General features: G+C 61.7%; 26 protein-coding genes. 17 read left to right on the forward strand and 9 right to left on the reverse strand.

Annotated features, from left to right (window positions below; all coding sequences use genetic code 11):
• Positions 1 to 34 precede the first annotated feature (34 nt).
• From BP846_RS03015 to BP846_RS03025, 3 genes are all read right to left on the reverse strand, one after another.
• On the reverse strand, positions 35 to 358 hold the full coding sequence (locus BP846_RS03015; RefSeq protein ID WP_292392566.1) for a hypothetical protein: 324 nt from the start codon (positions 356 to 358) through the stop codon (positions 35 to 37).
• 157 nt (positions 359 to 515) lie between these two features.
• Entirely contained in the window at positions 516 to 677 is a 162-nt protein-coding gene (locus BP846_RS03020; RefSeq protein ID WP_292392567.1) for a hypothetical protein, read from the reverse strand.
• Positions 678 to 839: 162 nt separating this feature from the next.
• Complete coding sequence (locus BP846_RS03025) at positions 840 to 1,085, reverse strand: hypothetical protein (RefSeq protein ID WP_292392628.1); 246 nt, start codon at positions 1,083 to 1,085, stop codon at positions 840 to 842.
• Positions 1,086 to 1,266: 181 nt separating this feature from the next.
• On the opposite strand from BP846_RS03025, the gene BP846_RS03030 reads away from it, so the two are divergent.
• From BP846_RS03030 to BP846_RS03065, 8 genes are all read left to right on the forward strand, one after another.
• Positions 1,267 to 1,776: a hypothetical protein gene (locus BP846_RS03030; RefSeq protein ID WP_292392568.1), complete on the forward strand. Its 510-nt coding sequence runs from the start codon at positions 1,267 to 1,269 to the stop codon at positions 1,774 to 1,776.
• 76 nt (positions 1,777 to 1,852) lie between these two features.
• Positions 1,853 to 2,989, forward strand: a complete 1,137-nt coding sequence (locus BP846_RS03035; protein ID WP_292392569.1) for an AAA family ATPase — start codon at positions 1,853 to 1,855, stop codon at positions 2,987 to 2,989.
• Between the two features lie 301 nt (positions 2,990 to 3,290).
• Positions 3,291 to 3,557, forward strand: a complete 267-nt coding sequence (locus BP846_RS03040) for a hypothetical protein (protein WP_292392570.1) — start codon at positions 3,291 to 3,293, stop codon at positions 3,555 to 3,557.
• Positions 3,554 to 3,895 carry a hypothetical protein gene (locus tag BP846_RS03045; RefSeq protein WP_292392571.1) on the forward strand — a complete coding sequence of 114 codons (342 nt, stop codon included), beginning with the start codon at positions 3,554 to 3,556 and terminating at the stop codon, positions 3,893 to 3,895. The genes BP846_RS03040 and BP846_RS03045 overlap by 4 nt, the downstream gene beginning before the upstream one ends.
• Positions 3,892 to 6,816, forward strand: a complete 2,925-nt coding sequence (locus BP846_RS03050; RefSeq protein WP_292392572.1) for a hypothetical protein — start codon at positions 3,892 to 3,894, stop codon at positions 6,814 to 6,816. The genes BP846_RS03045 and BP846_RS03050 overlap by 4 nt, the downstream gene beginning before the upstream one ends.
• A gap of 177 nt (positions 6,817 to 6,993) precedes the next feature.
• Entirely contained in the window at positions 6,994 to 7,197 is a 204-nt protein-coding gene (locus BP846_RS03055) for a DUF234 domain-containing protein (protein WP_292392573.1), read from the forward strand.
• A 189-nt stretch (positions 7,198 to 7,386) separates the two neighbouring features.
• Positions 7,387 to 7,953 carry a nucleotidyltransferase domain-containing protein gene (locus tag BP846_RS03060; RefSeq protein WP_292392574.1) on the forward strand — a complete coding sequence of 189 codons (567 nt, stop codon included), beginning with the start codon at positions 7,387 to 7,389 and terminating at the stop codon, positions 7,951 to 7,953.
• Positions 7,946 to 8,356, forward strand: coding sequence for a HEPN domain-containing protein (locus tag BP846_RS03065; protein ID WP_292392575.1), 411 nt, complete (start codon positions 7,946 to 7,948; stop codon positions 8,354 to 8,356). The genes BP846_RS03060 and BP846_RS03065 overlap by 8 nt, the downstream gene beginning before the upstream one ends.
• A gap of 57 nt (positions 8,357 to 8,413) precedes the next feature.
• On the opposite strand, the gene BP846_RS03070 is transcribed toward BP846_RS03065, so the two are convergent.
• The 4 genes from BP846_RS03070 to BP846_RS03085 form a co-directional block, all read right to left on the reverse strand.
• Positions 8,414 to 9,205, reverse strand: a complete 792-nt coding sequence (locus tag BP846_RS03070) for an amino acid permease (protein WP_292392576.1) — start codon at positions 9,203 to 9,205, stop codon at positions 8,414 to 8,416.
• Positions 9,206 to 9,277: 72 nt separating this feature from the next.
• Positions 9,278 to 9,568: an SHOCT domain-containing protein gene (locus BP846_RS03075; RefSeq protein ID WP_292392577.1), complete on the reverse strand. Its 291-nt coding sequence runs from the start codon at positions 9,566 to 9,568 to the stop codon at positions 9,278 to 9,280.
• Positions 9,565 to 10,014 carry a DUF6325 family protein gene (locus BP846_RS03080; protein ID WP_292392578.1) on the reverse strand — a complete coding sequence of 150 codons (450 nt, stop codon included), beginning with the start codon at positions 10,012 to 10,014 and terminating at the stop codon, positions 9,565 to 9,567. The genes BP846_RS03075 and BP846_RS03080 overlap by 4 nt, the downstream gene beginning before the upstream one ends.
• A 136-nt stretch (positions 10,015 to 10,150) precedes the next feature.
• Complete coding sequence (locus BP846_RS03085) at positions 10,151 to 10,690, reverse strand: small multi-drug export protein (RefSeq protein WP_292392579.1); 540 nt, start codon at positions 10,688 to 10,690, stop codon at positions 10,151 to 10,153.
• 251 nt (positions 10,691 to 10,941) lie between these two features.
• Between BP846_RS03085 and BP846_RS03090 the strand changes: the two genes are divergently transcribed.
• Positions 10,942 to 11,394, forward strand: a complete 453-nt coding sequence (locus BP846_RS03090; protein WP_292392580.1) for a phosphate-starvation-inducible PsiE family protein — start codon at positions 10,942 to 10,944, stop codon at positions 11,392 to 11,394.
• A gap of 123 nt (positions 11,395 to 11,517) precedes the next feature.
• Here BP846_RS03090 and BP846_RS03095 read toward each other — a convergent pair whose 3' ends face one another.
• Complete coding sequence (locus BP846_RS03095; protein ID WP_292392581.1) at positions 11,518 to 13,008, reverse strand: MFS transporter; 1,491 nt, start codon at positions 13,006 to 13,008, stop codon at positions 11,518 to 11,520.
• 519 nt (positions 13,009 to 13,527) lie between these two features.
• Between BP846_RS03095 and BP846_RS03100 the strand changes: the two genes are divergently transcribed.
• From BP846_RS03100 to BP846_RS03120, 5 genes are all read left to right on the forward strand, one after another.
• Complete coding sequence (locus tag BP846_RS03100; RefSeq protein ID WP_292392582.1) at positions 13,528 to 14,079, forward strand: HdeD family acid-resistance protein; 552 nt, start codon at positions 13,528 to 13,530, stop codon at positions 14,077 to 14,079.
• Between the two features lie 217 nt (positions 14,080 to 14,296).
• Positions 14,297 to 14,716, forward strand: a complete 420-nt coding sequence (locus BP846_RS03105) for a hypothetical protein (RefSeq protein WP_292392583.1) — start codon at positions 14,297 to 14,299, stop codon at positions 14,714 to 14,716.
• 212 nt (positions 14,717 to 14,928) lie between these two features.
• Positions 14,929 to 15,297 carry a DUF5518 domain-containing protein gene (locus BP846_RS03110; RefSeq protein WP_292392584.1) on the forward strand — a complete coding sequence of 123 codons (369 nt, stop codon included), beginning with the start codon at positions 14,929 to 14,931 and terminating at the stop codon, positions 15,295 to 15,297.
• A gap of 370 nt (positions 15,298 to 15,667) precedes the next feature.
• Positions 15,668 to 15,865 carry an SPASM domain-containing protein gene (locus BP846_RS03115; RefSeq protein ID WP_292392585.1) on the forward strand — a complete coding sequence of 66 codons (198 nt, stop codon included), beginning with the start codon at positions 15,668 to 15,670 and terminating at the stop codon, positions 15,863 to 15,865.
• Positions 15,866 to 16,205: 340 nt separating this feature from the next.
• Positions 16,206 to 16,598 (forward strand): hypothetical protein, encoded by a 393-nt coding sequence (locus tag BP846_RS03120; protein WP_292392586.1) that lies wholly within the window; start codon positions 16,206 to 16,208, stop codon positions 16,596 to 16,598.
• A gap of 102 nt (positions 16,599 to 16,700) precedes the next feature.
• Here BP846_RS03120 and BP846_RS03125 read toward each other — a convergent pair whose 3' ends face one another.
• Positions 16,701 to 16,997 carry a hypothetical protein gene (locus tag BP846_RS03125; protein ID WP_292392587.1) on the reverse strand — a complete coding sequence of 99 codons (297 nt, stop codon included), beginning with the start codon at positions 16,995 to 16,997 and terminating at the stop codon, positions 16,701 to 16,703.
• Between the two features lie 26 nt (positions 16,998 to 17,023).
• Between BP846_RS03125 and BP846_RS03130 the strand changes: the two genes are divergently transcribed.
• The 3 genes from BP846_RS03130 to BP846_RS03140 all read left to right on the forward strand — a co-directional run bounded on the left by BP846_RS03130 (position 17,024) and on the right by BP846_RS03140 (position 21,955).
• A complete protein-coding gene (locus BP846_RS03130; RefSeq protein ID WP_292392588.1) occupies positions 17,024 to 17,857 on the forward strand; it encodes a potassium channel family protein in 834 nt (277 codons plus the stop codon).
• 342 nt (positions 17,858 to 18,199) lie between these two features.
• Positions 18,200 to 18,739 carry an LURP-one-related/scramblase family protein gene (locus tag BP846_RS03135; protein ID WP_292392589.1) on the forward strand — a complete coding sequence of 180 codons (540 nt, stop codon included), beginning with the start codon at positions 18,200 to 18,202 and terminating at the stop codon, positions 18,737 to 18,739.
• A gap of 432 nt (positions 18,740 to 19,171) precedes the next feature.
• Complete coding sequence (locus tag BP846_RS03140) at positions 19,172 to 21,955, forward strand: MGH1-like glycoside hydrolase domain-containing protein (RefSeq protein ID WP_292392590.1); 2,784 nt, start codon at positions 19,172 to 19,174, stop codon at positions 21,953 to 21,955.
• Positions 21,956 to 21,984: the final 29 nt, after the last annotated feature.

The following is a 21,984-nucleotide window of genomic DNA, read 5'->3' on the forward strand; positions in this document are numbered from 1 at the left end:
CGAAATTAACCTGACGCCGATGGATTGTACTGTATCATCGCCGGAGATAGCGCTCCCAGAACGCTTCCGGCGTCATCGTTTCGGGTTTGAAGAACTTCGCGTCCTGGAGCTCCCGGGGAATCCTGTACCGGGTCAGGCCAACATCGTGCGTCAGGAAGACTGCACAGTCCTGTGACATGGCATACGCCAGGTGCACTTTGTCGGTCTTTTGCCCGATCATCCTCGAATCATCATAATTGGTGCTCATGCTGAAACAGAGCCGGCTTACGCTCTCGTCGGGAAACATGATCTCAGCATCCCAGCGGTTGAGGTTGGCAATGACCGAGATCACGAAGTCTTCAGCCAGGTTACTATCCACATGGCCTTGAAGAGTGTTTCACCTAACACGGTGATCGAGGTGACCAGTTGAAACCCATCACGGTTCGCTGCGTGATCGAGGATCCCCTTACAGCGAGAATCCTCATAGGCCGATATCAGGATGTCGGTATCTAAAAAAACAAGTTTTCTGGGTTGATTCATTCGATTGAGCCCAACCGGCGCATCTTATCATCGAACTGCTCGCGGCTCACAGCATACGTGATCATGCCCTTGCAGTTGACGCGGCCCCCGTATGGCAGCATGCCCTTCTCGTAATGCTGACCAATCACCGATGTGGGGTTAAACTCAGGTTGTGTCATCTGCTCGTCTCCTGACATCCTGATATACTGTTAGTATCCTGATTCAAAGGATATACCTTTCGTTATCCCCTTTACCGCATGCCGCTCGCACCCCTCCTGCGGAGTGGTAATAATGCACCCGAAACACTGCCTGGAACAGTCATTCCTCTAATCTTTCTGAACTTATCCCCCGCCGAGCACCCTCACCAGCACCGCCACCACCCCACCCACAACCCCCCCGGCCCCGGCGCCGAGCGTCGAAACTCTCCGCTCCTCGCCCGCCTTCTCCGCCCGCCAGCCCTCCAGCGCCCGGATCCGCGCCTCGAACGCCTCGTCCTGCGCCTCCATCCGCTGCAGGGTTTTGCAGATCCACTTCACATCCCGGTTCGTCTCGTAGACGAGCTCCCGGGTGGTCTTCTCCCCGGTCATTCCCATAACCCTCCTGGAGAACGATAGGACACCGAACCCAAAAAGCCTGACCGTAACGATTATATTCGAGAATCGGAGCCCAATTCAGGTCCCCCGATAAAGTCAGGCTGATATCCTCCCGCGCCGACCTTATGATCGTCTGTCATATTCCCGGGAAGTCTGGCAGGCAAGGAGAAAACCCATGGCAGACTTCGTGCAGAAGACCATAAACAAATCGGCGGTCCGGGACCTCACCGTCCCCATCGCCAGCGTAACGTCGTTTAACACCCTCATCGAGAGCGTCATCGCCGACAACCCCTTCGGGTGCGTCGACCATACCGGCCCTGACGGCAAGGTCATCGACGCGGTCATCCGGAACCGCGAGCACTACACCGCGAAGGTGAACTTCATCGACGAGAACACCGGCAAGCGGCTCGGGACCGTCTCGCTCCAGTCCCCCTCGATCGCCGCCTTCGATGCGAACGCCGCGGAGGTCCTCGCGAACACCCCCCTCGCAACCGCGATGGGCGGCGTTGCCGAGCGCAACTTCGGCGGCGAGTCCTACTACGCGCAGCTCAAGTGCCACGACCCGTCCGGTGACGACTACTACGTCACCTTCACCCGGCGGACCGTCCGGATCTCGTCCTACCAGGACGACGCGATCAAGACCGCCGTCGAGACCTGGGCCGACGGGGTGCCCGCACTGGCGTGAGAGGGGGCTCATCCCCTTTCACTTTCACCCCGCGCACGGCCACCCATTATACCGTTCCTCTTCTCCAGACTGAAGTATGGCACACCCCCCGTTTCTCCACCACGGCCAGACCCTCTTCCGCGACCCCGAGGTCTTTGAGCCCACGTTCGTCCCCGAGCACCTCCACCACCGCGATGCCCAGATCCGGGAACTTTCCTTCCTCATCCAGCCCGCCCTCCAGGGAGGAAGTCCGATGAACACCATCCTCCGCGGCCCGCCGGGGACCGGGAAGACCACCACCGTCCATCGGGTCTTTCGCGAACTCAAAGAGAGCACCCAGGAGATCGTCCCGGTCTACGTCAACTGCCGGCAGGACCACACCCTGCTCGCGGTCTACCGCTGCATCTCAAGCCACCTCTTCGGCTACACGCCCCCTTCACGGCACCTCGACGACATCAGGGAGGGGATCGCCGCCCGGCTCGGGGAGAAGGATGCACGCCTCCTGGTCTGCCTCGACGACGCAAACTACCTCATCCCGGCGGGCACCTACAACATCCTCCTCTACCAGATCCTCCGGCTCTACGAGAAGTGGGACGTCCGGGGTGCCGGGGTCTTTGCGGTCACAAGCGATCTTCGCCTGAACCTCTACGCCGAGGCCGATGGGCCGGTGCGGTCGATCTTTCGCCCCCACGAGGTGAATTTTCTGCCCTACACGGTCGGAGAGATCCGCGAGATCCTCAGCGACCGCATCCGGCAGGGGCTCTACCTCGGAGTGGTGCCGGCGCCGGTCCTCGACCTTGTCGCGGGGATGGCCGCCGGCGAACAGGATATCCGGGTGGGGATCGCCCTCCTCCGGCAGGCGTGCCTCCAGGCCGAGGGGGACGGCCGCCGCCGGGTCACCCGGAAGGATGTCATGGGCGTGGTCGCCGGGGTCGGGTCACCGGCGCTCGCCGCCCGGACCGCCGCGCTCTCGGAGGGCGAACGCACGCTCCTCTACCGGCTCGCGGAACAGTCGCTCTCCGGCGATGAGATGATGGCGGGGGCGGTCTTTGAGGAGGTGCAGGACTACCTCGCCGTCGGGAAGACGACCTACCATGCCCGGCTGCGGCGGCTCGCCGATGCCGGGATCGTCGACCTCCTCCAGACCGGGAAGGGGTATAAGGTCCTCCTCCGCTACGCTCCCGGCGAGGTCTTTGCGGCGTGTGCCCGGGGCAAAACCCCGTCTCCGGGATGATCCCGGTGAAAAAGGCTGAACAGCTCAACACTCCCAATTTTGCCTGCAATTCATGATCTCGGACTACCCCTCCGGAATTTTCTTTTTCGATAAAGAAACGTTTATATGGGGTCCGCTGCCCAATTCAGGACTTGTGGATTATCCTTTTAACCGGAGGTGCCCGAGAATGATGTATGCGCCGGGAAGAGTCCCGGTGCGAGGTAACGACCATGCAACACAACAGAAGAACCCCTGATGGGGGAGGACCCCGGGCCGCCGGTGGTAAAGTCAGACTGATAACGTTCCAGAGCGAGGAGACAGAATGCAACGCAGAGACAGGATAGACGGCAGCCCACGGGATGAAGCATGCGCCAACATCGATTCACACGGGACTGCCGATAACTCTTCTCCCTCCAGGGCAATAAGGGCAGCTACCGGGGAGCGACGCGCCGGTGTCGTCCCGCTCTACCTGATACCGCAGGCGGTCGCAGACGAGATCCGGCGGCACGGAAGAGCCGTCCGCGAGATCCACATCCACCGGACGCGGAACCACCACTACACGGTCAGCGTCGAACGGGGGCGGCCATGACCCCGGAACCGGGCACCCTTGCCTGCACCGCGGCGGGCGGGCTCATCGTCCACATCGAGGCGGAACGCTACCGAATAGCACCGGAAGACGTAAAAAGCCTGGTCTTTTCCGGCCGGCCGGCCCCGGTCGTCCGGGAGCGGGTGCGGCGAGCGAATGGCACCGTCACGGGGGAGGTCGCGATCGAGGGGCACGCGGCGCTGAACCCCGCAGGACGGGCGGTGGTGATCCGGACCCGGGAGGGTGTCTGGATCGTCCCGTTCGCCTCCTTCCAGCGGGTCGCCCGCGGGGAGGCGGCGAGCGCTCCGCTCTTTCCCCTGGTGCCGGGGGTGACGGGATGAGCGACGACCTGCACCATACGGTGAAGATCCTCGCCCCCGGCGGCGGGGTGGTCGAGGTCCGGGCGCTCGCCGACGGCGCCACGCACTCCGGCTACTTCGACGACTACGCGGCCCTCGCCCGGGCCGTCGAAGCCCTCGACGCCGACCCGGCGGTCGCCGGGGTCTACGTCACCCTGAACGCCGCAAACCCGGCGCTCCTTGCCCGGCGGGCGAACCGGATCAAGATGCGGCTCTCCCGGAAGGATGCCACCACGGCCGACGCCGACATCATCCGTCGGCGCTGGTTCCCGGTCGACATCGACCCGGTCCGGCCGAGCGGGGTCTCGTCGACCGATGCCGAGCACGCGGCGGCGCTCGATGCCGCAGAAAGGATCGCAGCCTACCTCGCCGAACAGGGCTTTCCCGCACCCCTCCGGGCGGACTCCGGGAACGGCGCCCATCTGTTGTACCGGATCGACCTCGAAAACGATGAGGCAGCCACATCGCTCGTGAAAGGAGCGCTCGCGACCCTCGACGCCCTCTTCTCGAACGAGACCATAACGGTCGACACCGCGAATTACAACGCCGCCCGGATCTGGAAACTCTACGGGACCGTCTCACGGAAGGGCGACAACACCCCGGAGCGGCCGCACCGGCGGGCGAAGATCCTCACCGTGCCGGACGAGATCGCCATTGTCCCGATAGATCGGCTCAGACACCTCGCCGGGCTCCTCCCCCGGGAGGAATCTCCCCGGCCGAAGAATACCGCCGGCATCGACCTCGCCTCATGGCTCGCGGAGCACGGGATCGCCGTCCGGAGCACACGGCCCTGGCAGGGCGGCACCCTCTTCACCCTCGATGAGTGCCCGTTCTCGGCGGCCCACAAGGACGGCGCTTTCGCTATCCAGTTCGCGAACGGCGCCGTCTTCGCCGGCTGCCACCACGCGACCTGCGGCGGAGGGGCGCAGCGCTGGCCGGAACTCCGGGGGATGTACGAGCCCCGGGAGAAGCAGAAGAAAAAGCGGGAGGTGATTTCAAGGACGGAGGAGGAGCCAACCCCTCCTCTTCTCCCTCCTGCTCCGGTTCCCGCCGAGGATGAGTGCCGCCGCCGGGCGCTTGCAATCCTCCAGACCGGCGACCCGCTCGTCTTCCTCCTCGACACCTTCAACAAAGCCCACGTCGGCGACCGGACCGTCGCCGAGTGCCTGGTGATGTCTCTTGCCTCCCAGTCCGTCGAGAACACAAATGGCCTCCACGTCGCCGTCTCCGGCAACTCCGGGAAGGGCAAAACTCACGCCTGCACGACGATGCAGAACCTCATCCCCGATGCCTACAAACTCAAGGGCACCGTCTCGGACAAAGCGCTCTACTACGACGACAGCCTCCGGCCCGGCACCGTCCTCCTCTTCGACGACGTCTCGCTCTCCGTTGATCTCCAGGAAGTCCTCAAATCCGCAACCGCGAACTTTCGGGAGCCGATCGAGCACCGGACCCTCACGACCGAGCGGAAGCTCCGGGTCTGCACCATCCCGGAGCGCTGCGTCTGGTGGCTCGCCAAAGTCGAGGAGATCGGTGACGACCAGGTGATGAACCGGATGCTCACCGTCTGGATTGACGACACCGTCGAGCAGGACAAACGGGTGCTCGACCACATGAAGGAGGCCGAGGCGGCCGGCCGCGGCCCGGAACAGGACGATATCCTCACCTGCCGGGCGATCTGGGAGGCCGTCAAAGAGGAGGTCCTCCCCGTCCGGATCCCGTTTGCCCGGCGGATAGGGTTCTCCACGACCCAGAACCGCCGGAACCCGGGCATGCTCTTTGACCTGATCAAGTGCCGGGCCCGGCTCTTCTCCCGCCAGCGGGATCGCGACGACGACGGTACGGTGATCGCCCGGCCGGAGGACTTCGCGGCGGCGGCCAAACTCTACTCCTCCCTCTCCGGGGTGGCCGGCGGCCAGGAGACCAAACTGACGAAGAACGAGGCCGCGGCGCTTGCGACGGCCGCGCAGATGGGTGTCGAGGTCTTCACCATACGGCAGCTCCAGAGCGCCCTCGGCCTCTCCTACTACCAGACCCGGCGGCTCCTTAACGGCTACGTCAGCCGGGGGACACCCTACTCCGGCCTCCTGGAGAAGTGCCCGGCGATCAGCCTCTACGACGCCACCGTGACGGAGGACGGCGGGTGCGGGGTCACGGTTCGCCGCCGGGAACAGTACTTCACGTTCGACCGTGAAGTTTACCGGGCCTGGGGCGGGGGAGTCTCGGTCTGGCTGGACGACGACCCGACGAGTGGCAGCAGTGCAGCAGATGTACAGCAGATGTACAGCAACTGCTGCCAACAAGAGACCGGTCGGAACGAGGGAGATTCCGGGAACAAAGGTCAGGATCCTGATATAGATCGATCTATGTACGTACATGTACAGCAGAATAAGAGAACGGAGAGCACGGACGGTGGGGCTTCCGGTGACGACCAGGGTGCCTATGTTTTCCGCACTGCTGTACACGAACCGGGGAACCCCTTGCGTCGGGGCGAAAAATCAGATCCCGGCTCAAATGTTGCTGCACTCATTGGCAGCACCTGCTGTACATATGCTGCCAACGCTGCCAACATCAACCCCGCGGACTACATCGCCCTCCCGGTGGAGAAGGACGAGCCCTGCCACGCCTGCGGCCGCCGGCCGACGTCATCGGTCAGACGCGGCGAGGGGAAGTATCTCTGCTATGACTGCCTCTCAAAAGCGAAGCGGCCCGGAAAGGTGCAGCCCCTGCCGGGGGTGCTCGACCACCGGGAGTTTCTCCGGGTGAAGGTCGAGCTCGGCCGGTGCGATCTCTGCGGGACGGGGAAGGCGGTCTACCGCTCGCGGGAGGCGCAGGCGAATATCTGCGAAGGCTGCTACGCGAGGCTGGTCCGGGAGTGGAACGGCCGGGCGGGGGTGCGGTGAGCGGCGATCACCGGGTCCGCCTCAGCAGCGCCCGGGTGCTCGTCGACAACAATCGGGTCTGTAATAAGCGCTCAGGGATCCACGGCCCCGATTCGCCTCTCTTCAGATCCGTAGCGCCCCGGCACACACCCGCACCGGCGGCGAAACCCCGGGTACTAATCCAGATTAGTACTAATCATGGTTAGGGAGTTCATCGGCCGCGAGACCGGGCTCGCCCTCTACCGCGGCGAGGAGATCGACCTCATCGCCGTCCGGGAGAGCGACGCGAGCGTCGTCTTTGGGGAGTGCAGGTGGGAGATCTCACGGAAAGAGAGGCCCGCGGCGTGCTCACGCGTCTCGTGCAGAAGGCGGAGCACGTCCGGCACGACCGCTACCCCATGAGCGCTTCTGCCTCGTCGCGGGGAAAGACCGGCTCCGTCATGAGGGGTTCCTCGTCTACGACCTTGAGGACGTCGAGGCGGCGTGCAGCACCCGGTAGGGCCCCGCAGGGTTTGTTGCGGGTCTGAAATGTGAATACTTTTTGTATCCGGATGAATACATTATTTATCCTAATGAATACAATATGTATTCATGCTTGAGGCGCTCATCTCCTCAAAGGTCCGGGTGAAACTCCTCACCCTGTTTCTCCTCAACCCGGAGAGCGAGTTCTACGTCCGCGAGATCGTCCGCATGACCGGCGAGAACATCAACGGAGTGCGCCGCGAGCTTGCAAACCTGGAGTCGTTTGGGCTTCTGATCGGGAGACGGCGGGGGAACCAGCAATACTTCACGGTCAACCGTGATTTTTTCCTCTACACCGACCTCCAGCAACTCGTGCTCAAGACGGAAGGGGTTGCACGAGTTATCCGGGAGAATCTCTCTTCCTTGCAGAATATCGAGTGCATGTTCATCTACGGATCGTTTGCAAAAGGTACCGCAGGGGGAAGGAGCGATATCGACCTCTTCATCGTGGGCGATGTGAATGAAGAGGTGCTGATCCCGCTCGTGAATACGAGCGAGCGCGCGATCAACCGTGAGATCAACTACACGCTCATGCACGGCAGCGAGTTTGCGCGAAGAAGGGAGGCTGGAGACCCATTCGTAAAGAATGTAATGGGTGAGAGAAAGATCATGATCATCGGGACCTGCGATGATTGAAGACCTTGAGAGGCAGGGGCTGATCAAGAGGCTCCCTCTCGACCGGAAGAAAGTGGACGACGCGATGGCTCTCGCCCGTCGGGATATTGATACCGCTCGTACACTTCTTTCGACCGACTGCGATTGGGCATACAACATCGCCTACAACGCAGTCCTCCAGGCCGGCCGGGCCCTGATGTTCGCAAAGGGTTACCGTCCGGACGGTGCAAACCAGCATATCTCAGTGGTAAAGTTTGCCGGGCTCTTCCTTGGTGAGGGTGACGTTCTCATCTTCGACCGTATGCGCCGTAAACAGCACAGTTCGGTCTACGACGCCGTAGGTGTAATATCTGCGGCCGAAGCGGAATTTGCGGTGAGTGCGGCTGAGGCCCTGGTGCAGAAGGTTGCGATGCTCCTTGGGTGACCTCATCTCGGCCCGGAGGGCGTCCTATCCCTCTCCGCCACCATCTTCTCCCGCGCCTCACCCCACTTCCCCCACCGCCCCCGTCCGGCGGCTTCCGTAGGCGAAATAGATGACAAGCCCGATCAGGAGCCAGACCACGAACCGGAGGTGCGTGACGGTCGGCAGGGCGACGATGAGGTAGGCGCAGGAGAAGATGGCGAGGAGCGGGACTGCCGGGACAAACGGGACCCGGAACGGCCGCGGAGCATCGGGCCGGGTGTGCCGGATGACGATCACCCCGGCCGAGACGATGATGAAGGCGGCGAGCGTCCCGATGTTCACCAGCTCCGCGACCGCACCGAGGGGGAGGAGGCTCCCGATGGCGGCGGTGACCAGCCCGACGACGAGGGTGACATTCACCGGCGTCCGGAGGGTGGGGTGCACCTTCCCGAACGCCGCAGGGAGCAGCCCGTCGCGGGACATCGCGAAGATGATCCGGGTCTGGCCGAAGAGGAGGACGAGCAGCACCGAGGTGATCCCGAGGAGCGCCCCGACGGAGATGAGCGCCCCGCCCCAGGGGATGCCGATCCGGTCGAGAGCAAAGGCGACCGGTGCCGGAACGTTCAGCTCAGGGTAGGGGACGATGCCGGTGAGCACCAGGGAGACCGCGATATACAGCGCCGTGGCGATGAGGAGCGAACCGATGAGCCCGATGGGGAGGTCCCGCCGGGGGTTCCTGACCTCCTCGGCCGTCGTCGAGACCGCATCGAACCCGATGTAGGCAAAGAAGACGATGGCCGCGCCCGTGACGACCCCGCCCCACCCTCGATGTAGCGGAGATTGCCCCGCAGGGAGGGGGCCGTCGGACACGCCCGCGGCAGAGAGGGTTCGGGGCGGCCCGGGCGCCGGACCCCGTGCCTAAAAATGGTGAATCCTGCAGTCCTACCGGGCAAGGAGTTTCTGCTTCTCCTGCTGGAACTCCTCCTCCGTCAGAGCCCCCATCTGCTTCAACTCCGCGAGTTCCCTGAGTTGAGCCATCTTCTCCTCCTGGGTTATCCCTGTCGGGGCAGGCGCCTGCACCTCGTATGGTGCTGTCTGCTGCACCTGCGCCGCCTTCTTCATCTCCCTCTCCCGCATCCTCTTATCGACAGCGCGGGTAGTCACGGTGGCTGTCCCCGCGACCACCGCTGTACGGGCCACGGTGCCGATAAGGCCCGGCCGGCCGCCTCTCATGGTGCCGCCCCCAGTGCTTCCTGCTCCGCTGGCCGCCATGCCAGCGCGGCGTCCACCCTCTCTTTTGGGATACGTTCGCCCGCGATCAACCTTCCATCGGCGGCGAGAACGGCGTCGCGGAACTTCGTTGCCCATACGTGCTCGAAGAGGAGCAGCGCCACGGAACTGTTGTCCTCCATGACCTCGCTGACCTTCTCCACGTCCTCTTCGGCGAAGAGCGTGCTCGCCTCCCGTGCAAGCGGGGCGAACGCGTCCGCCGCATCTTTCTGGAGGTCGGCAAGCTCCATCACGCTAACGTTGCCCTGATCGTCTTTCCTCACGAAAACGAGGTCGATGATGCGGATGATGCCCGCATCGACCACCTCGCGCAACGCCGGGATGATCTCGCCTTTGAACTGGTTTCCCGGAAACTCGATGACCATATACTCGACTGGACCAAGAGACATAGCGCGCCTCCGGAGCAGGATGCCGGTTCGACTATATAACTCAATCCGTTGTGCGGAGTCAGGGCTGCCCCTGCCCTTTCTGCACCGCTCACGTGACGGCGGAACCGGCGCTTCTTCTGGGCACTTCCCACCCTGATTAAAAGACCACCCGGACGAACCCGAGCGCCACGAGCAGGAGGAGCCCGGTGACGATGACCCATCCCAGCGTGACGAAGAAGACCGACTGGACCTTGTTCCAGCGCAGAAGCCACCCGATGACGACGCTTGAGTAAAGGCCGATCACCGGGAGCGCAGGAAGGATGATGAGCGTGACTGCGCCGTACTTATGTAAGATCGGGTACCTCGCCATCTTCTCTTCCGTGCTCTTCGTGAAACGCTGGACTCTCTCCGACTGCTCGGCAAACGTGTCCAAGATCTCGTAGATGGCGAGGACGATCCCGAGTTCCACGAGCGTCATGACGACCAGGATGAACAGTGGATGCAGGCCAAGTCCCATGCCGACGAAGGCGGCGTTTGCCTGGAGAACGAGAGTGGAGATGATCAGGGTAAAAATCTTCCCGGTCGGAACGGAGAAGAGAAACCCGAGGAGTACGGGGATCAGGGTGGCGATGACGAAGGCGATGGCGATTGCCATAACCCCCTTCCTGATTCCGTCGATCACCTTCGATCCATCCATCGTTCCACCCGAATGCCGCGAGAGGGACGAACCCCGAGTTCTTACCATGCCAGCGTGCCGTAGGATGCGCACTTTGCTATATGAACCTTGCCCCCAAATGTTTCGTGCCGTGCCCCCATGCATCTGCGGCAATCGTGGTGGTGAAAGCCCCTCTGCACCGCACGAGACCGGGAGGACGACGACAATCCCGGGGAAGGAAAACAGCGATGCTCTCGATATATTTTTATATGGGCTTGCAGGATGACCTGCGCATGCGCCGCTGGCTGGAGTTGTTTGAGCGTTTTACCTACATCGTGCTCATGGCCTTCCTGGTGGTGGTACTGCTCTTCGCACTCTTCGAACTGGGGTGGCTGTTGTTCGCAGGGCTGTTCGAGGGGCCTCTCTACCGGCTTACCAGCCAGAAACTCTTCGACCTCTTCGGGTACTTCCTGCTGATCCTCATCGGCCTGGAACTCCTGGAGACGATAAAGGCCTACCTCGAAAGAAGAGAGTTCCATGTCGAGATCATCATCCTCGTCGCGATCATCGCCATCGCAAGAAAGGTCATCCTCCTCGGCTCGGCGACCGCGGGCGAGCTCATCGGGATCGCGCTGATCATCATTGCTCTCTGCGGCGGCTACTACCTCATACGCCGGGCGGGAATGCCGCACTCACTCCCGCCGGACAACCACGGTCCTTCACCCGAAAGACGAGAGGAGCCCTGACCGGGGTTCTCTCGACCCCCCGGCAGGTGCGCATTCGAAGGCCTCCGGGTTGATGGTGCAGATATGGCTCTATGACCCGCTGGTATGGGCCACCCGGGGATTCCTGCGACCGCCAACATACCGTCATCGGGCGAGATCGGGCCCGGGCTCCGGGCTCCGGGGCACCGGACTCACGGGCAGCATGAACGCGGCTGCGAGACCTACCAGAGCAAACAGCACCAGAACAACCAGGGCGAGGGCGTAGCCCAGATTCCCCGTGACCAGATTGGACACGATGACGGTGCCCGCAATGGCCACGCCGAGCGATGAGCCCAGGTTTGAGACGCTGCGCGAGAGGCCCGATATCTCCCCCTGGTCCTCCTCGGGAAAACTGGACTGGACGACGGTGACCGAGGACGTCAGCATAACCCCGACGCCTATGCCGACGAGAAAGAGGCCCGGCACGAATGTAAGGACGGGGGATGTTTCTCGTACCAGCAACAGCAGGAGGAAGACGCCGGCTACCGTCACGATAAACCCCGCCCGGATCAGCGTTGCCTGGGAATACTTCCGCGCCAGTCTGCCCGCAGCCATCGAGGAGAGCAAAATACCGATCGTGGCCGGCGTAAGGATCAGGCCGGTCTCGATCGCGTTGTAGCCCCGCACGGTCTGCACATAGACGGAGACCACAAAGGAGAGGCCGAGCAGCACCAGCCACTGGATGTTCTGCGTGATGAGACCGAGGTTCGACGTGCGGTTCTGGAACATCCTGGTGTGCAACAGAGGCTCCTTGCCTGCCCGTTCCATGGATCGAATATGCCAGAAGAACCAGATCAGCAAAATCGCTCCGATGAGCACGAACAACCATACCGGCGAGATGCCGCCTTCCGGGATCACGACCGTATTGCCGATGACGAAATCCTGGCTGGCCCTGAACCAGCCGTACGTCGAAGCCTGCAGGATGCCGACCACCACAAAGAAGAGTCCCGTCGCCGAGAGGATAGTTCCGACGATGTCGAAAGCGGGTTTCTCGCCCTGCAATCCCGGATCAACGATCTTCCGGCTCTGTATGATGATTATGCCGACAACAAGGGCCTGCACGACAAAGGCTGCCCGCCAGCTGATCGCGGTGGTGATGATCCCGCCGACCAGGGGACCTGCCGCCGCCCCGATACCGCCCGCCGCACTGATCGCACCGAAGGCGCGGGCGCGTGAGGTGAGGTCGGGAGAGAAGACGGTTGCGAGGATATACACGGGCGGGATCAGCAGCGCGGTCCCGATGCCTTCGAGGAGCGAGTAGCCGAGGATCAGGATCCCGAGCCCCGGCGCCGCTGCCGCTATCAGCGCTCCCACGCCGTAGACGAGGAGGCCTCGCCTGAACAGGAACGTGCGGCCCAGGATATCCGTCAACTTGCTGCCCGGGATCATCAGGGCTGCCATGGTGAGTGTAAAAACGGCGATGGTCGTCTGGACGCCGCTGACCGTCGTCCCCAGGTCGGCGGCGATGTTGCTTATGGCCACGTTCATATTCGAGGCAGCGTAACTGCAGATGAACTGAGCCAGCGCAAGCGGCAGGAGCACGCCCTGCGGGGTTGCGGTCGATGCCCGGGGGGCCGGATCAGGTTCGCTCTCCATTCTATCAGCCCTCGAATAAAGTGCGTCAGAAGGACCCGGTGTATATTAATGTAATTGTTTGACCTGTTGCCGGGTAGTTTGTACCTTCTGTACGGGAGAACGGAGGGCCGATCCGGCGGCAGCGATGAGGGCGCCGCCCGGTCTTCGGGTACGCCCAAAAGTTCCAGGACGACCCCCACTGGCGTGACGACCTCCTCTTCTACGAGTACTTCCACGGCGACAATGGGACAGGGATCGGTGCCGGCCACCAGACGGGGTGGACGGGGCTCGGTGCCGGGATCATCCAGCTCTTCGGATATATGGCCCCGAACAGGTACTCGGGAAGGAAGCGCGGAAGTTCGTCTACAGGAAGGAGGGGTCTGCCCCCCCAACCGGTGCAGGGGCCTGCTGCCAGATAACAGATGCACCGGCCCAGAAAGACGGCAATCCCGGCGGAGCGCTGCTCGTTCCGTCGGACCGGGCCGGGCGGATGAGGGGGAAGCCTATATACTGTCACTGAGTCCTCCGCGTGGTGTTGTCATGGTTAACACACTGTCCGACGCCGGTTCCGTTAAGTCCGGCGCTGTTATGGCTCCGTCACGCTGGCCCGTGCTGCTGCTCGGCATACTCGCGGTCATCTTTGGCGTTCTCTTCTTCATTTACCCGATCCCGACGCTGACGCTCCTCGTCACGTTTCTTGGTTTCTACTGGCTGTTCAACGGTATCGTCGCGCTCATCGACCTGTTTCGAGACGAAACAGGCCGGGGCTGGAAACTGCTGGTCGCGATCCTCGGCATCCTTGCAGGCGTCCTCGTGCTCGCCTATCCCCTCTATAGCGCCGTTCTTATCCCGACCGTCTTTGCCATCATCATTGGCGTGGAGGGGCTGATCATCGGGGCTGTCTACACGGTGCAGGGGTTCTCCGGTGCCGGGTGGGGAACCGGGATCCTCGGTATCCTGAGCATCGTCTTCGGCCTGGTCCTGATCGCAAACCCGCTCGTCGCCGCTGTCGGCCTGGTGCTGCTCCTTGCGGGGCTCGCCATCATCGGCGGCATCGCGGCCATCATCTTTGCGTTCTGGCTGCCGGGGTGACCGGAGAGAGGGGCCTGATCGGTGATCCCGGTCTGCAGGCACGACCTCCCCCTCTCTTTGCCCGTAAAGAAGTGTATCCGGCTGCCGTTTTCTCCGGTATGGGGGCATGCGGGAGCGCCGTTGTATGATACCCGGTTCGCCGCAATGCATTGGGATAATTTTATATAAGTCGCGCCATAATCCGGCCCCGGGCAGCCATCCTGCCCGGGAGATAGGTATGAAGAAAATGGGGGTACTATTCATCGCGCTGGTCCTCATTCTGGCCTGTGCCGGTGCCGGATGCGTCCAGCCTTCGGAGCAGGAGGCGGAGGCGCAGCTCTGCCAGAGTCTCGCAGACCTCGGAGCAGCGCTTGAGAGCATGGAGAACACCAGCCTGAGATCCACTGTCGGAGATATTCGGGATGGACGGGACCAGGTCCAGTCCGCCATGGAGAATGTCAGGGAGTCCGCGAGCCAGGTCGCTAACGTCCGGATCGACAACCTCAATGCGGCATACGAAAACCTCAACCAGGCCGTGGAAAACCTCCCCAACGATGTGACCGCCGTTGAGGCCATTCAGACCATCCGCCCGCAGATACAGGCTGTCCGGGATGAACAGCGGAACCTTTCTGCAGACCTGAACTGCACGGCGCAATGAGCGCCGCGAGGGTTGGGTTGCAGCAGGAGACATGAAGAGCGACCCGGCGGGTACCCGGAAGGAACGGTGCCCGGGGATGGGGGTCATCGACTCCCATACCCGCCGGATGCACATATTGCGGCTGTAGATGTAGATCTCAGTGTGAATACTCACGTTCTTGCCCCGCAATAGCATCCAATCGAGTTTGCGTGGGGAACCGGGAGAGATGATACATGCCAGAGGGAGATCCACGGGCCTTCAGGGTCGGGGTGGTTATCGGGCTCATTGTCGCACTCGTCATCACGTACCTGATAGCGATCGGCGGTGCGTTTGTCGGGGGTCTTGTGGCGGGCTGGGTTGCCAGCGGAGGAAGAAGAAAATCCAGGCAAATCGGAGGAAGAGCAGGTGTGTATACGGGCCTCCTGGATGCGCTTGCCCTGGCAGCGGTCGTTGCGGTGCTGGGCATCGAAGCTGCTCCGGGCGATCTCGCCCTTCTCCGCTTCCTCGGTTCGACGCTCATCATCACCCTGATGTTCTTCCCGGTCCTCGGTTTCGTCGGCTACCTGGGAGGAGTGCTGGGGGGTGCCTTGAAGGAGCGGTGAATGCCTGAGCGGTTCGGAATATGAGGGTGATGACTCTCTCGGCGAGGCATGGTCGATTACGCCGGAAACAGGTCCCTTTCCGGTTTTAAACGCCTCCAGGCGGTGCAGCGGGAACGAGGTCGGCCGATGAGCGGATCCGGCGAGAGGGCGCCCCCCGCCTTCCACGTCATGGCGAGACCGACTGGTGCCGGTTCTTCCACGACGAACTCTTTGCACCGTACATCCAGTTCATTCCGATCGTCGAGCGGGAGAACAAAGAGAATACGGTCACCGCTCGATCCATCCGGCCGGAACAGTGGGGGCGGTTCCTGACCGGGATCTTCGATGAGTGGATCAATATTGTCCTGAACTTCGACTGGGCGCTCGCGGGATGGCAGGGGCGGTCTGCGTCTTCGCCCCTGCCTGCGGCCCTGGCGTGGCACTCGAACATAACGGCGACCTCTACTCCTGTGACCACCTCGTCGAACCGGACCACTTCCTCGGCAACATCCTCACGACACCGCTGGTCGATCTTGTGAGTTCGGAGGAGCTCCGAACCGTGAGCATGAGGTCCTTCGCTGACGAATGAACGATCGGGATGGTATGATCTGGAGGATGCGAAGGAATATAAGGCCTAATCCGCGAAATTCGACCATTTTATCTGGCGGTTTCTCATCTGGTAACGTATATATAAGGGATTAAATATTACTGACCTACCCCCTTCCGCATCGCGTCCGCCGCCAACAGACATTGCCCGGGCATCAGTGACAGCTGGATGGTCACCTCAAGCGATCATCTCTCCTACTACATCGAACCTCCGGCAGATGCAGGGGAGGCTATCGGGAATCACGCTTCAATCGGAGGTATACCATGGCAAACCGGAAGATTGTCCCCGACGCCGGGTGGTATATCGAAAAGGAGAGAACATAATGACGGAATATGCAGAACGACCCATTGGGGTCACCATTCTGGCCATACTGGCCGGTATTTTAGCAGTAATCAATGTCATCATCACGCTGCGGTTCCTGGGGTTCTTCCCCTGGCTGGGACTGCTGAATATACGCATCTTCAACCTCTGGTATGCGCTGGTCTACGGCCTGCTCGCCTACATCTGGTTCTGGGTTGCCCAGATGCTCTGGCGGGTTGATCGCCAGGGCTGGATATTCCTGCTGATCATCACGGTCTTCAACCTGCTTCTGAGTTTCACCACAATGCTGACCGGCGGTGCATGGTATGATAATAACATTGCCGTGCTCCTGAACGTCCTGATCCTGATCTACATCATGCTGCCGGGGGTGAGGAGGGCGTTCGGGACGGATTGAGGCCTGTATTTTCAATAGAAGGGATAGGAAAGCGATGAGTTGTGAAATGAAAAGAAGAACGAAATTGCCCACGACGCCGAATAGTACATCCTTGAGGCGGGCTTAAGCGATGCACGGGCTGCCGAGGCTGACGAACTCAACAGGGGGCTCACCGAAGTGCGCGAAAATACGGCAGGTCCCCCCGGCAGCATCCTCATCATGCGGGACAATAGGGCTTTCGGCGAGGTTGGAATCTCCCATGTCCGGAAGATGCGCGGTCTCGAAACGCCGGAGATAAACAGACTGGCGCCCGAAGGCGCTTGATTGGTCGGTAAAGGCGACCCGGGACGAACCCTGTTCCTGCAGGAGATGGATGGTGCGTCGAAAAATGATGGCTTTCAAGAATGGTGCGGGTATCATCACACACCGCACGTGCGGAGTCTTCTATGAAGGATGAGTCCGAATATCCGGTTGAATTCAAGGGGTCGGGTTATGAGGGGTTCATCCTGCTCCTCTCCGTCCTGTCGATCCTCAATATCATCTTTATCATCTTCCCCGGCCTCAGCCCCAATGCGGCCCGGGTTGTTCTCATCGTAGACCCCATCCTGTCGTTTATCTTTCTGCTGGACTTCCTCTTCCGGTTGATCACGGCCGAATCGAAGGTACAGTATTTCCTCCAGAACGTGGGCTGGGCGGATCTCCTCTCCGTGGTGCCGGTTCCCGGCATGAAGTTCTTCCGCCTCTTCCGGATTGTACACGACGTCCGGCTGATGCGCACGTTCGGAACCGAACGATTACGGTATGAGTTCTCCGAACAGAGGGCGGAAGGAGCGCTCTTCTCCGTCTTTTTCCTCATCATTCTCCTCATCGAAGTGAGTGCCGTGCTCGTGCTCGGTGCGGAGGGCACTGCCCCGGATGCGAACATCCGGACGGCGGGAGACGCACTCTGGTGGGCGTATGTTACGATCGCGACGGTGGGTTACGGGGATGAGTACCCCGTCACCGCACAGGGACGGATCGTGGGTGTCATCCTCATGACCGCGGGGATAAGCGTTTTCGGAACGCTCGCCGGGTTCCTCTCGAATAAGCTGACGGCACCCCGGAGGATACCGGCGGAGAAGATCACACCGGCGCAGGGCAAAGAGCAAGGGGCAGCGAACGAGCTTCGGGAGATGCTCGCCCGCCAGGAGGAGATGTATCAGGAGATTGTCACGCGGCTTGAGAAGATCGAGCAGGCATTGGAGATCGAGAAGGGCGAAGAGAATGAGCGTCTGCCGTGAGCGGTCGGCCTGTACGAGAACCTTGAAAGCATTATCCCGCCCCGCCCGCAACCAGCCCGGCAGCTTCCGTCGTCTCCTGCTCATGGGCGCCGGCATCCTGCAGGGCTCCGTTCTCTGGGCAGCCCGGCACCGTTCCGGTGCGATTTGCCGATTTCGCCACTATAATTCCAGGGAGATTTATTCTCACCGACAAATATAATTGCACCGTAATATAATCGGCGCCGACAGCTGTTCGCCCCGGCGTATCTCACCCGCTCGATCACCTGGCTTGTGGCGACCCGGCCCGGTGAACCGGAACGGGGTCGTGGGGACGACGGCTCGGCGGTATATGAGGTGATACCCATGATGCGAAGAAGAGCGGAAGGCGGCCTCGCGGGCCGTGAAGAGGCCGGCGGGGCACACAGGTACAGGATGCGCGAGAAACTCGTCTCCATCGGAGACGACTACTGGATCGAGGACGCGGCGGGAGAGCGGGCATTCAAGGTGGACGGAAAAGCGCTCCGGGTGAGGAACACCCTGATCATACAGAGCAAGGAAGGACAGGACCTCTACAAGATCCAGGAGCGGATGCTCCGGATCAAGGACACCATGGAGATCGAGAAGGGCGGAGGCGGCACGGCGGCCACGATCAAGAAGGCGCTGATCGCGCCGCTCCGGGACCGGTGGACGGTCAGCATCCCCGGAGGTGAGGACTGGGAGGTGCAGGGCAACATCCTCGACCACGAGTACCGGATCGACGCCGGGCGGAGGGAGCGGGTTGCCGAGGTCTCGAAGAAATGGTTCCGGATCCGGGACACCTACGGCGTGGAGGTGGAGCCGGGGCACGACGACGCGCTCGTCCTCGCCATTACGGCGGCGATCGACCAGATGGCGCACGATTAGAGGACATCTGTGACGCAGGTTCCGAAGGCCGGGATGGGGTCCTCCCATCCCGGGCTGTTCCTGCGCCAGGCCGACCGTCGGGGATGTCGGGAATCCTGGTGTGAGGATCGCGCCGATTGGGCCACTACGGTCAGACGTAATTCCCTGGAACCGGTGCGCATGCCGCTCACGGCAGGGTCCTGCAGAGGGCGCCTTTTTTCCCCGGCCCGCTGACTGAGCCCGGAGACAGGCAGGAGGTGGCGTTCTGGGTCTTCGGGATGGTGCAGACCGTGAGTTGTGATACGCTATGTACGATGCCCCGGAGAGGATCCGGCCCTCTATTGCCCCAAAGACCTGAACCGAGGTCAATCCATTGTGGTGGAACGGGTGGGGAAGCCCGGTCCTGTAAGGATGCCGAAAAGTATATCCCTTCCCTATCCATCCAACCGCCGCATGTCACCTGAGGATGTTACCCCCGCCACGCGGGAGGGAGAGCGGCTCTGGGAAGTCTATAAGCAGGGCGTGCCCTGGCGCAGGTGGGGCCCCTACCTGAGCGAACGGCAGTGGGGAACGGTACGGGAAGATTACAGCGATGACGGCGATGCCTGGGCATATTTTCCCCACGCCCAGGCACGCTCCCGCACCTACCTCTGGGGGGAGGACGGGATTGCAGGTCTCTCGGACGATTCTCAGCGCCTCTGTTTTGCGCTCGCCCTCTGGAACGGTGCCGACCCGTTCCTGAAGGAGCGGCTCTTCGGCCTTACGAACGCTGAGGGGAACCACGGCGAGGACGTGAAGGAGTATTACTATTACCTGGACAACACCCCGACCCACGCCTACATGAAGTACCTCTACAAGTATCCTCAGGCGGCGTTCCCGTACGATGACCTTGTAGAGACGAACCGGAAGCGCACCCGGGACGAGCCGGAGTACGAACTCATCGATACCGGCATATTCGACGATGATCGCTACTTCGACGTCTTCGTGGAGTATGCGAAGGATTCCCCCGAGGATATTCTGGTCCGGATCACGGTGTGGAACCGGGGGCCGGATGAGGCTACCCTGCACCTGCTGCCGACGCTCTGGTTCCGCAATACCTGGTGGCTCGAGAAGGGCACCAGAAGACCGCTCCTGAACCAGATCGAAGGCCCCCCCGGAACCAGCGTACTTCAGGCCAGCCATCCGACCCTTGGGAACCGGTATCTCCACTGTGAGGGATCCCCCGAATTGCTCTTCACCGAGAACGAGACCAACACGGAACGCATCTTTGGCACCCCGAACGCGGCCCCCTACGTGAAGGACGGCATCAACGAGTACATTGTCGCCGGGCGAACCGAAGCGGTGAACCCTGCCCGGACCGGGACGAAAGCCTCGGCCTACTTCCAGATGACCATTCCTGGCGGAGAGAGCCGGGTGATACGGCTGCGGTTGAACGAAACCTCTCCGGGTGCAGCCGGGGAGGGCGCTCTCTTCGGGAGCGGGTTTGAGGAGATACTGAGCGTTCGGCAGAAGGAAGCTGATGCGTTCTATGACAACGTCACCCCACCGTCGGTCAGTCCCGATGCGGCAGGCGTGATGCGCCAGGCGCTCGCCGGCATGCTCTGGACGAAGCAGTACTACTTCTACGACCTGGACCGCTGGCTCCGTCAGCACGGCTCCAACATGGCCATGGGCAATAAGCGTCCTGTCCGCAACAACCAGTGGTTCCACATGTATAACGCAGACATCATATCGATGCCTGACAAGTGGGAGTACCCCTGGTATGCTGCGTGGGACCTCGCGTTCCACCTGGCCGCCTTTGCGATGATCGACCCGGGGTTTGCCAAACAGCAGTTAGAACTGATACTGCACGAGCGCTACCTCCATCCCAATGGCCAGATCCCTGCCTACGAGTGGAACTTCAGCGACGTCAACCCCCCGGTCCACGCCTGGGCAGCCATGTTCATCTACCGTGTCGAGGAGGAGGTCTTCGGTACAGGGGATATCCGGTTCCTTGAAGCGGTATTCCAGAAACTCCTGATGAACTTCACCTGGTGGGTGAACCGCAAGGACCGCTACGGCCAGAACGTCTTTGAGGGCGGGTTCCTCGGGCTCGACAACATTGGCGTCTTTGACCGCAGCGCAACAATCCCATCGGGGGGCTACCTGGAACAGTCCGATGGAACCGCATGGATGGCGCTCTACTGCCAGAACATGCTCGAGATCGCTACTACTCTTGCTGTTCACAACCCGGTCTACGAGGAACTCGCCATCAAGTTCTACGAGCACTTCCTCTGGATCGCGTCTGCTATGAACCGCATGGGCGAGAACCAGGAGGGGATGTGGGACGAGTGGGACGGGTTCTTCTACGACCTCCTGCACCTGCCTGACGGGAGCGCAACCCGCCTGAAGGTGCGGACCCTCGTGGGGCTCCTCTCCCTCTGCTCGAGCACCGTCTTCCAGACAGATATGCTCGAGAAGGTGCCCGTCTTCCTGGAACGTGTGCGTGCGTTCAGCCAGACCCATCCGCTCCTCACCGCCAACATAACGTCGCCGGGCCGGCCCGGGTTCCAGGGTCGCCGCCTCCTCTCCCTGGTGAACGAAGAGAGGCTGCGCCGGATCCTCTCAAGGATGCTGGACGAGAAGGAGTTCTTGAGCGATTACGGGATACGGTCCATATCCCGTGCCCATGCCGATGAGCCCTATACCTTCATCCTGGACGGGCAGGAGTTCCAGGTCCAGTACCTGCCGGGAGAGTCCAACTCGAATATGTTCGGCGGGAACTCAAACTGGCGGGGCCCCATCTGGTTCCCGATGAACCTTGTGATCATCCGGAGCCTGCTCAACCTGTATGCATTCTACGGGAACAGTTTCACCATCGAGTGCCCCACCGGCTCGGGCAGGTGGATGAACCTCTACGAGGTGAGCGAGGAGATAAAGAACCGGCTCGAACGTATCTTCATCCGCGACGAGAACGGCCGGCGCCCGGTCTTCGGAGCTGCATCGAAGTTTCAGGAGGATCCGCACTGGCGCGATTACATCCTCTTCTACGAGTACTTCCACGGTGATGACGGTGCAGGGCTGGGCGCGAGCCACCAGACCGGATGGACCGGTATCATCGCCCGGCTCATCCAGGCGTATGCGTATATGACGCCGGAACAGCTCCTGAAACCGAAAGGAAGGCAGCTCGGCTACAGGAGGAGTGCGACTCCTCCGGCAACTACGGAGGCTCCGCCGGCGGCACCCCCCGCCCGGTGAAGCATTCTCTGGTCCCGCCCCTATTTTTC

Source organism: Methanoculleus sp. UBA303, assembly GCA_002501655.1.
GTDB lineage: Archaea > Halobacteriota > Methanomicrobia > Methanomicrobiales > Methanoculleaceae > Methanoculleus.

Bases quoted from the DNA above. Each gene is read 5' to 3' on its own strand.
- BP846_RS03020 (WP_292392567.1), bottom strand. From the start codon at position 677: ATGACACAACCTGAGTTTAACCCCACATCGGTGATTGGTCAGCATTAC.
- BP846_RS03025 (WP_292392628.1), bottom strand. From the start codon at position 1,085: ATGACCGGGGAGAAGACCACCCGGGAGCTCGTCTACGAGACGAACCGG.
- BP846_RS03030 (WP_292392568.1), top strand. From the start codon at position 1,267: ATGGCAGACTTCGTGCAGAAGACCATAAACAAATCGGCGGTCCGGGAC.
- BP846_RS03035 (WP_292392569.1), top strand. From the start codon at position 1,853: ATGGCACACCCCCCGTTTCTCCACCACGGCCAGACCCTCTTCCGCGAC.
- BP846_RS03040 (WP_292392570.1), top strand. From the start codon at position 3,291: ATGCAACGCAGAGACAGGATAGACGGCAGCCCACGGGATGAAGCATGC.
- BP846_RS03045 (WP_292392571.1), top strand. From the start codon at position 3,554: ATGACCCCGGAACCGGGCACCCTTGCCTGCACCGCGGCGGGCGGGCTC.
- BP846_RS03050 (WP_292392572.1), top strand. From the start codon at position 3,892: ATGAGCGACGACCTGCACCATACGGTGAAGATCCTCGCCCCCGGCGGC.
- BP846_RS03055 (WP_292392573.1), top strand. From the start codon at position 6,994: ATGGTTAGGGAGTTCATCGGCCGCGAGACCGGGCTCGCCCTCTACCGC.
- BP846_RS03060 (WP_292392574.1), top strand. From the start codon at position 7,387: ATGCTTGAGGCGCTCATCTCCTCAAAGGTCCGGGTGAAACTCCTCACC.
- BP846_RS03065 (WP_292392575.1), top strand. From the start codon at position 7,946: ATGATTGAAGACCTTGAGAGGCAGGGGCTGATCAAGAGGCTCCCTCTC.
- BP846_RS03075 (WP_292392577.1), bottom strand. From the start codon at position 9,568: ATGAGAGGCGGCCGGCCGGGCCTTATCGGCACCGTGGCCCGTACAGCG.
- BP846_RS03080 (WP_292392578.1), bottom strand. From the start codon at position 10,014: ATGTCTCTTGGTCCAGTCGAGTATATGGTCATCGAGTTTCCGGGAAAC.
- BP846_RS03085 (WP_292392579.1), bottom strand. From the start codon at position 10,690: ATGGATGGATCGAAGGTGATCGACGGAATCAGGAAGGGGGTTATGGCA.
- BP846_RS03090 (WP_292392580.1), top strand. From the start codon at position 10,942: ATGCGCCGCTGGCTGGAGTTGTTTGAGCGTTTTACCTACATCGTGCTC.
- BP846_RS03095 (WP_292392581.1), bottom strand. From the start codon at position 13,008: ATGGAGAGCGAACCTGATCCGGCCCCCCGGGCATCGACCGCAACCCCG.
- BP846_RS03100 (WP_292392582.1), top strand. From the start codon at position 13,528: ATGGTTAACACACTGTCCGACGCCGGTTCCGTTAAGTCCGGCGCTGTT.
- BP846_RS03105 (WP_292392583.1), top strand. From the start codon at position 14,297: ATGAAGAAAATGGGGGTACTATTCATCGCGCTGGTCCTCATTCTGGCC.
- BP846_RS03110 (WP_292392584.1), top strand. From the start codon at position 14,929: ATGCCAGAGGGAGATCCACGGGCCTTCAGGGTCGGGGTGGTTATCGGG.
- BP846_RS03115 (WP_292392585.1), top strand. From the start codon at position 15,668: ATGGCAGGGGCGGTCTGCGTCTTCGCCCCTGCCTGCGGCCCTGGCGTG.
- BP846_RS03120 (WP_292392586.1), top strand. From the start codon at position 16,206: ATGACGGAATATGCAGAACGACCCATTGGGGTCACCATTCTGGCCATA.
- BP846_RS03125 (WP_292392587.1), bottom strand. From the start codon at position 16,997: ATGATACCCGCACCATTCTTGAAAGCCATCATTTTTCGACGCACCATC.
- BP846_RS03130 (WP_292392588.1), top strand. From the start codon at position 17,024: ATGAAGGATGAGTCCGAATATCCGGTTGAATTCAAGGGGTCGGGTTAT.
- BP846_RS03135 (WP_292392589.1), top strand. From the start codon at position 18,200: ATGATGCGAAGAAGAGCGGAAGGCGGCCTCGCGGGCCGTGAAGAGGCC.
- BP846_RS03140 (WP_292392590.1), top strand. From the start codon at position 19,172: ATGTCACCTGAGGATGTTACCCCCGCCACGCGGGAGGGAGAGCGGCTC.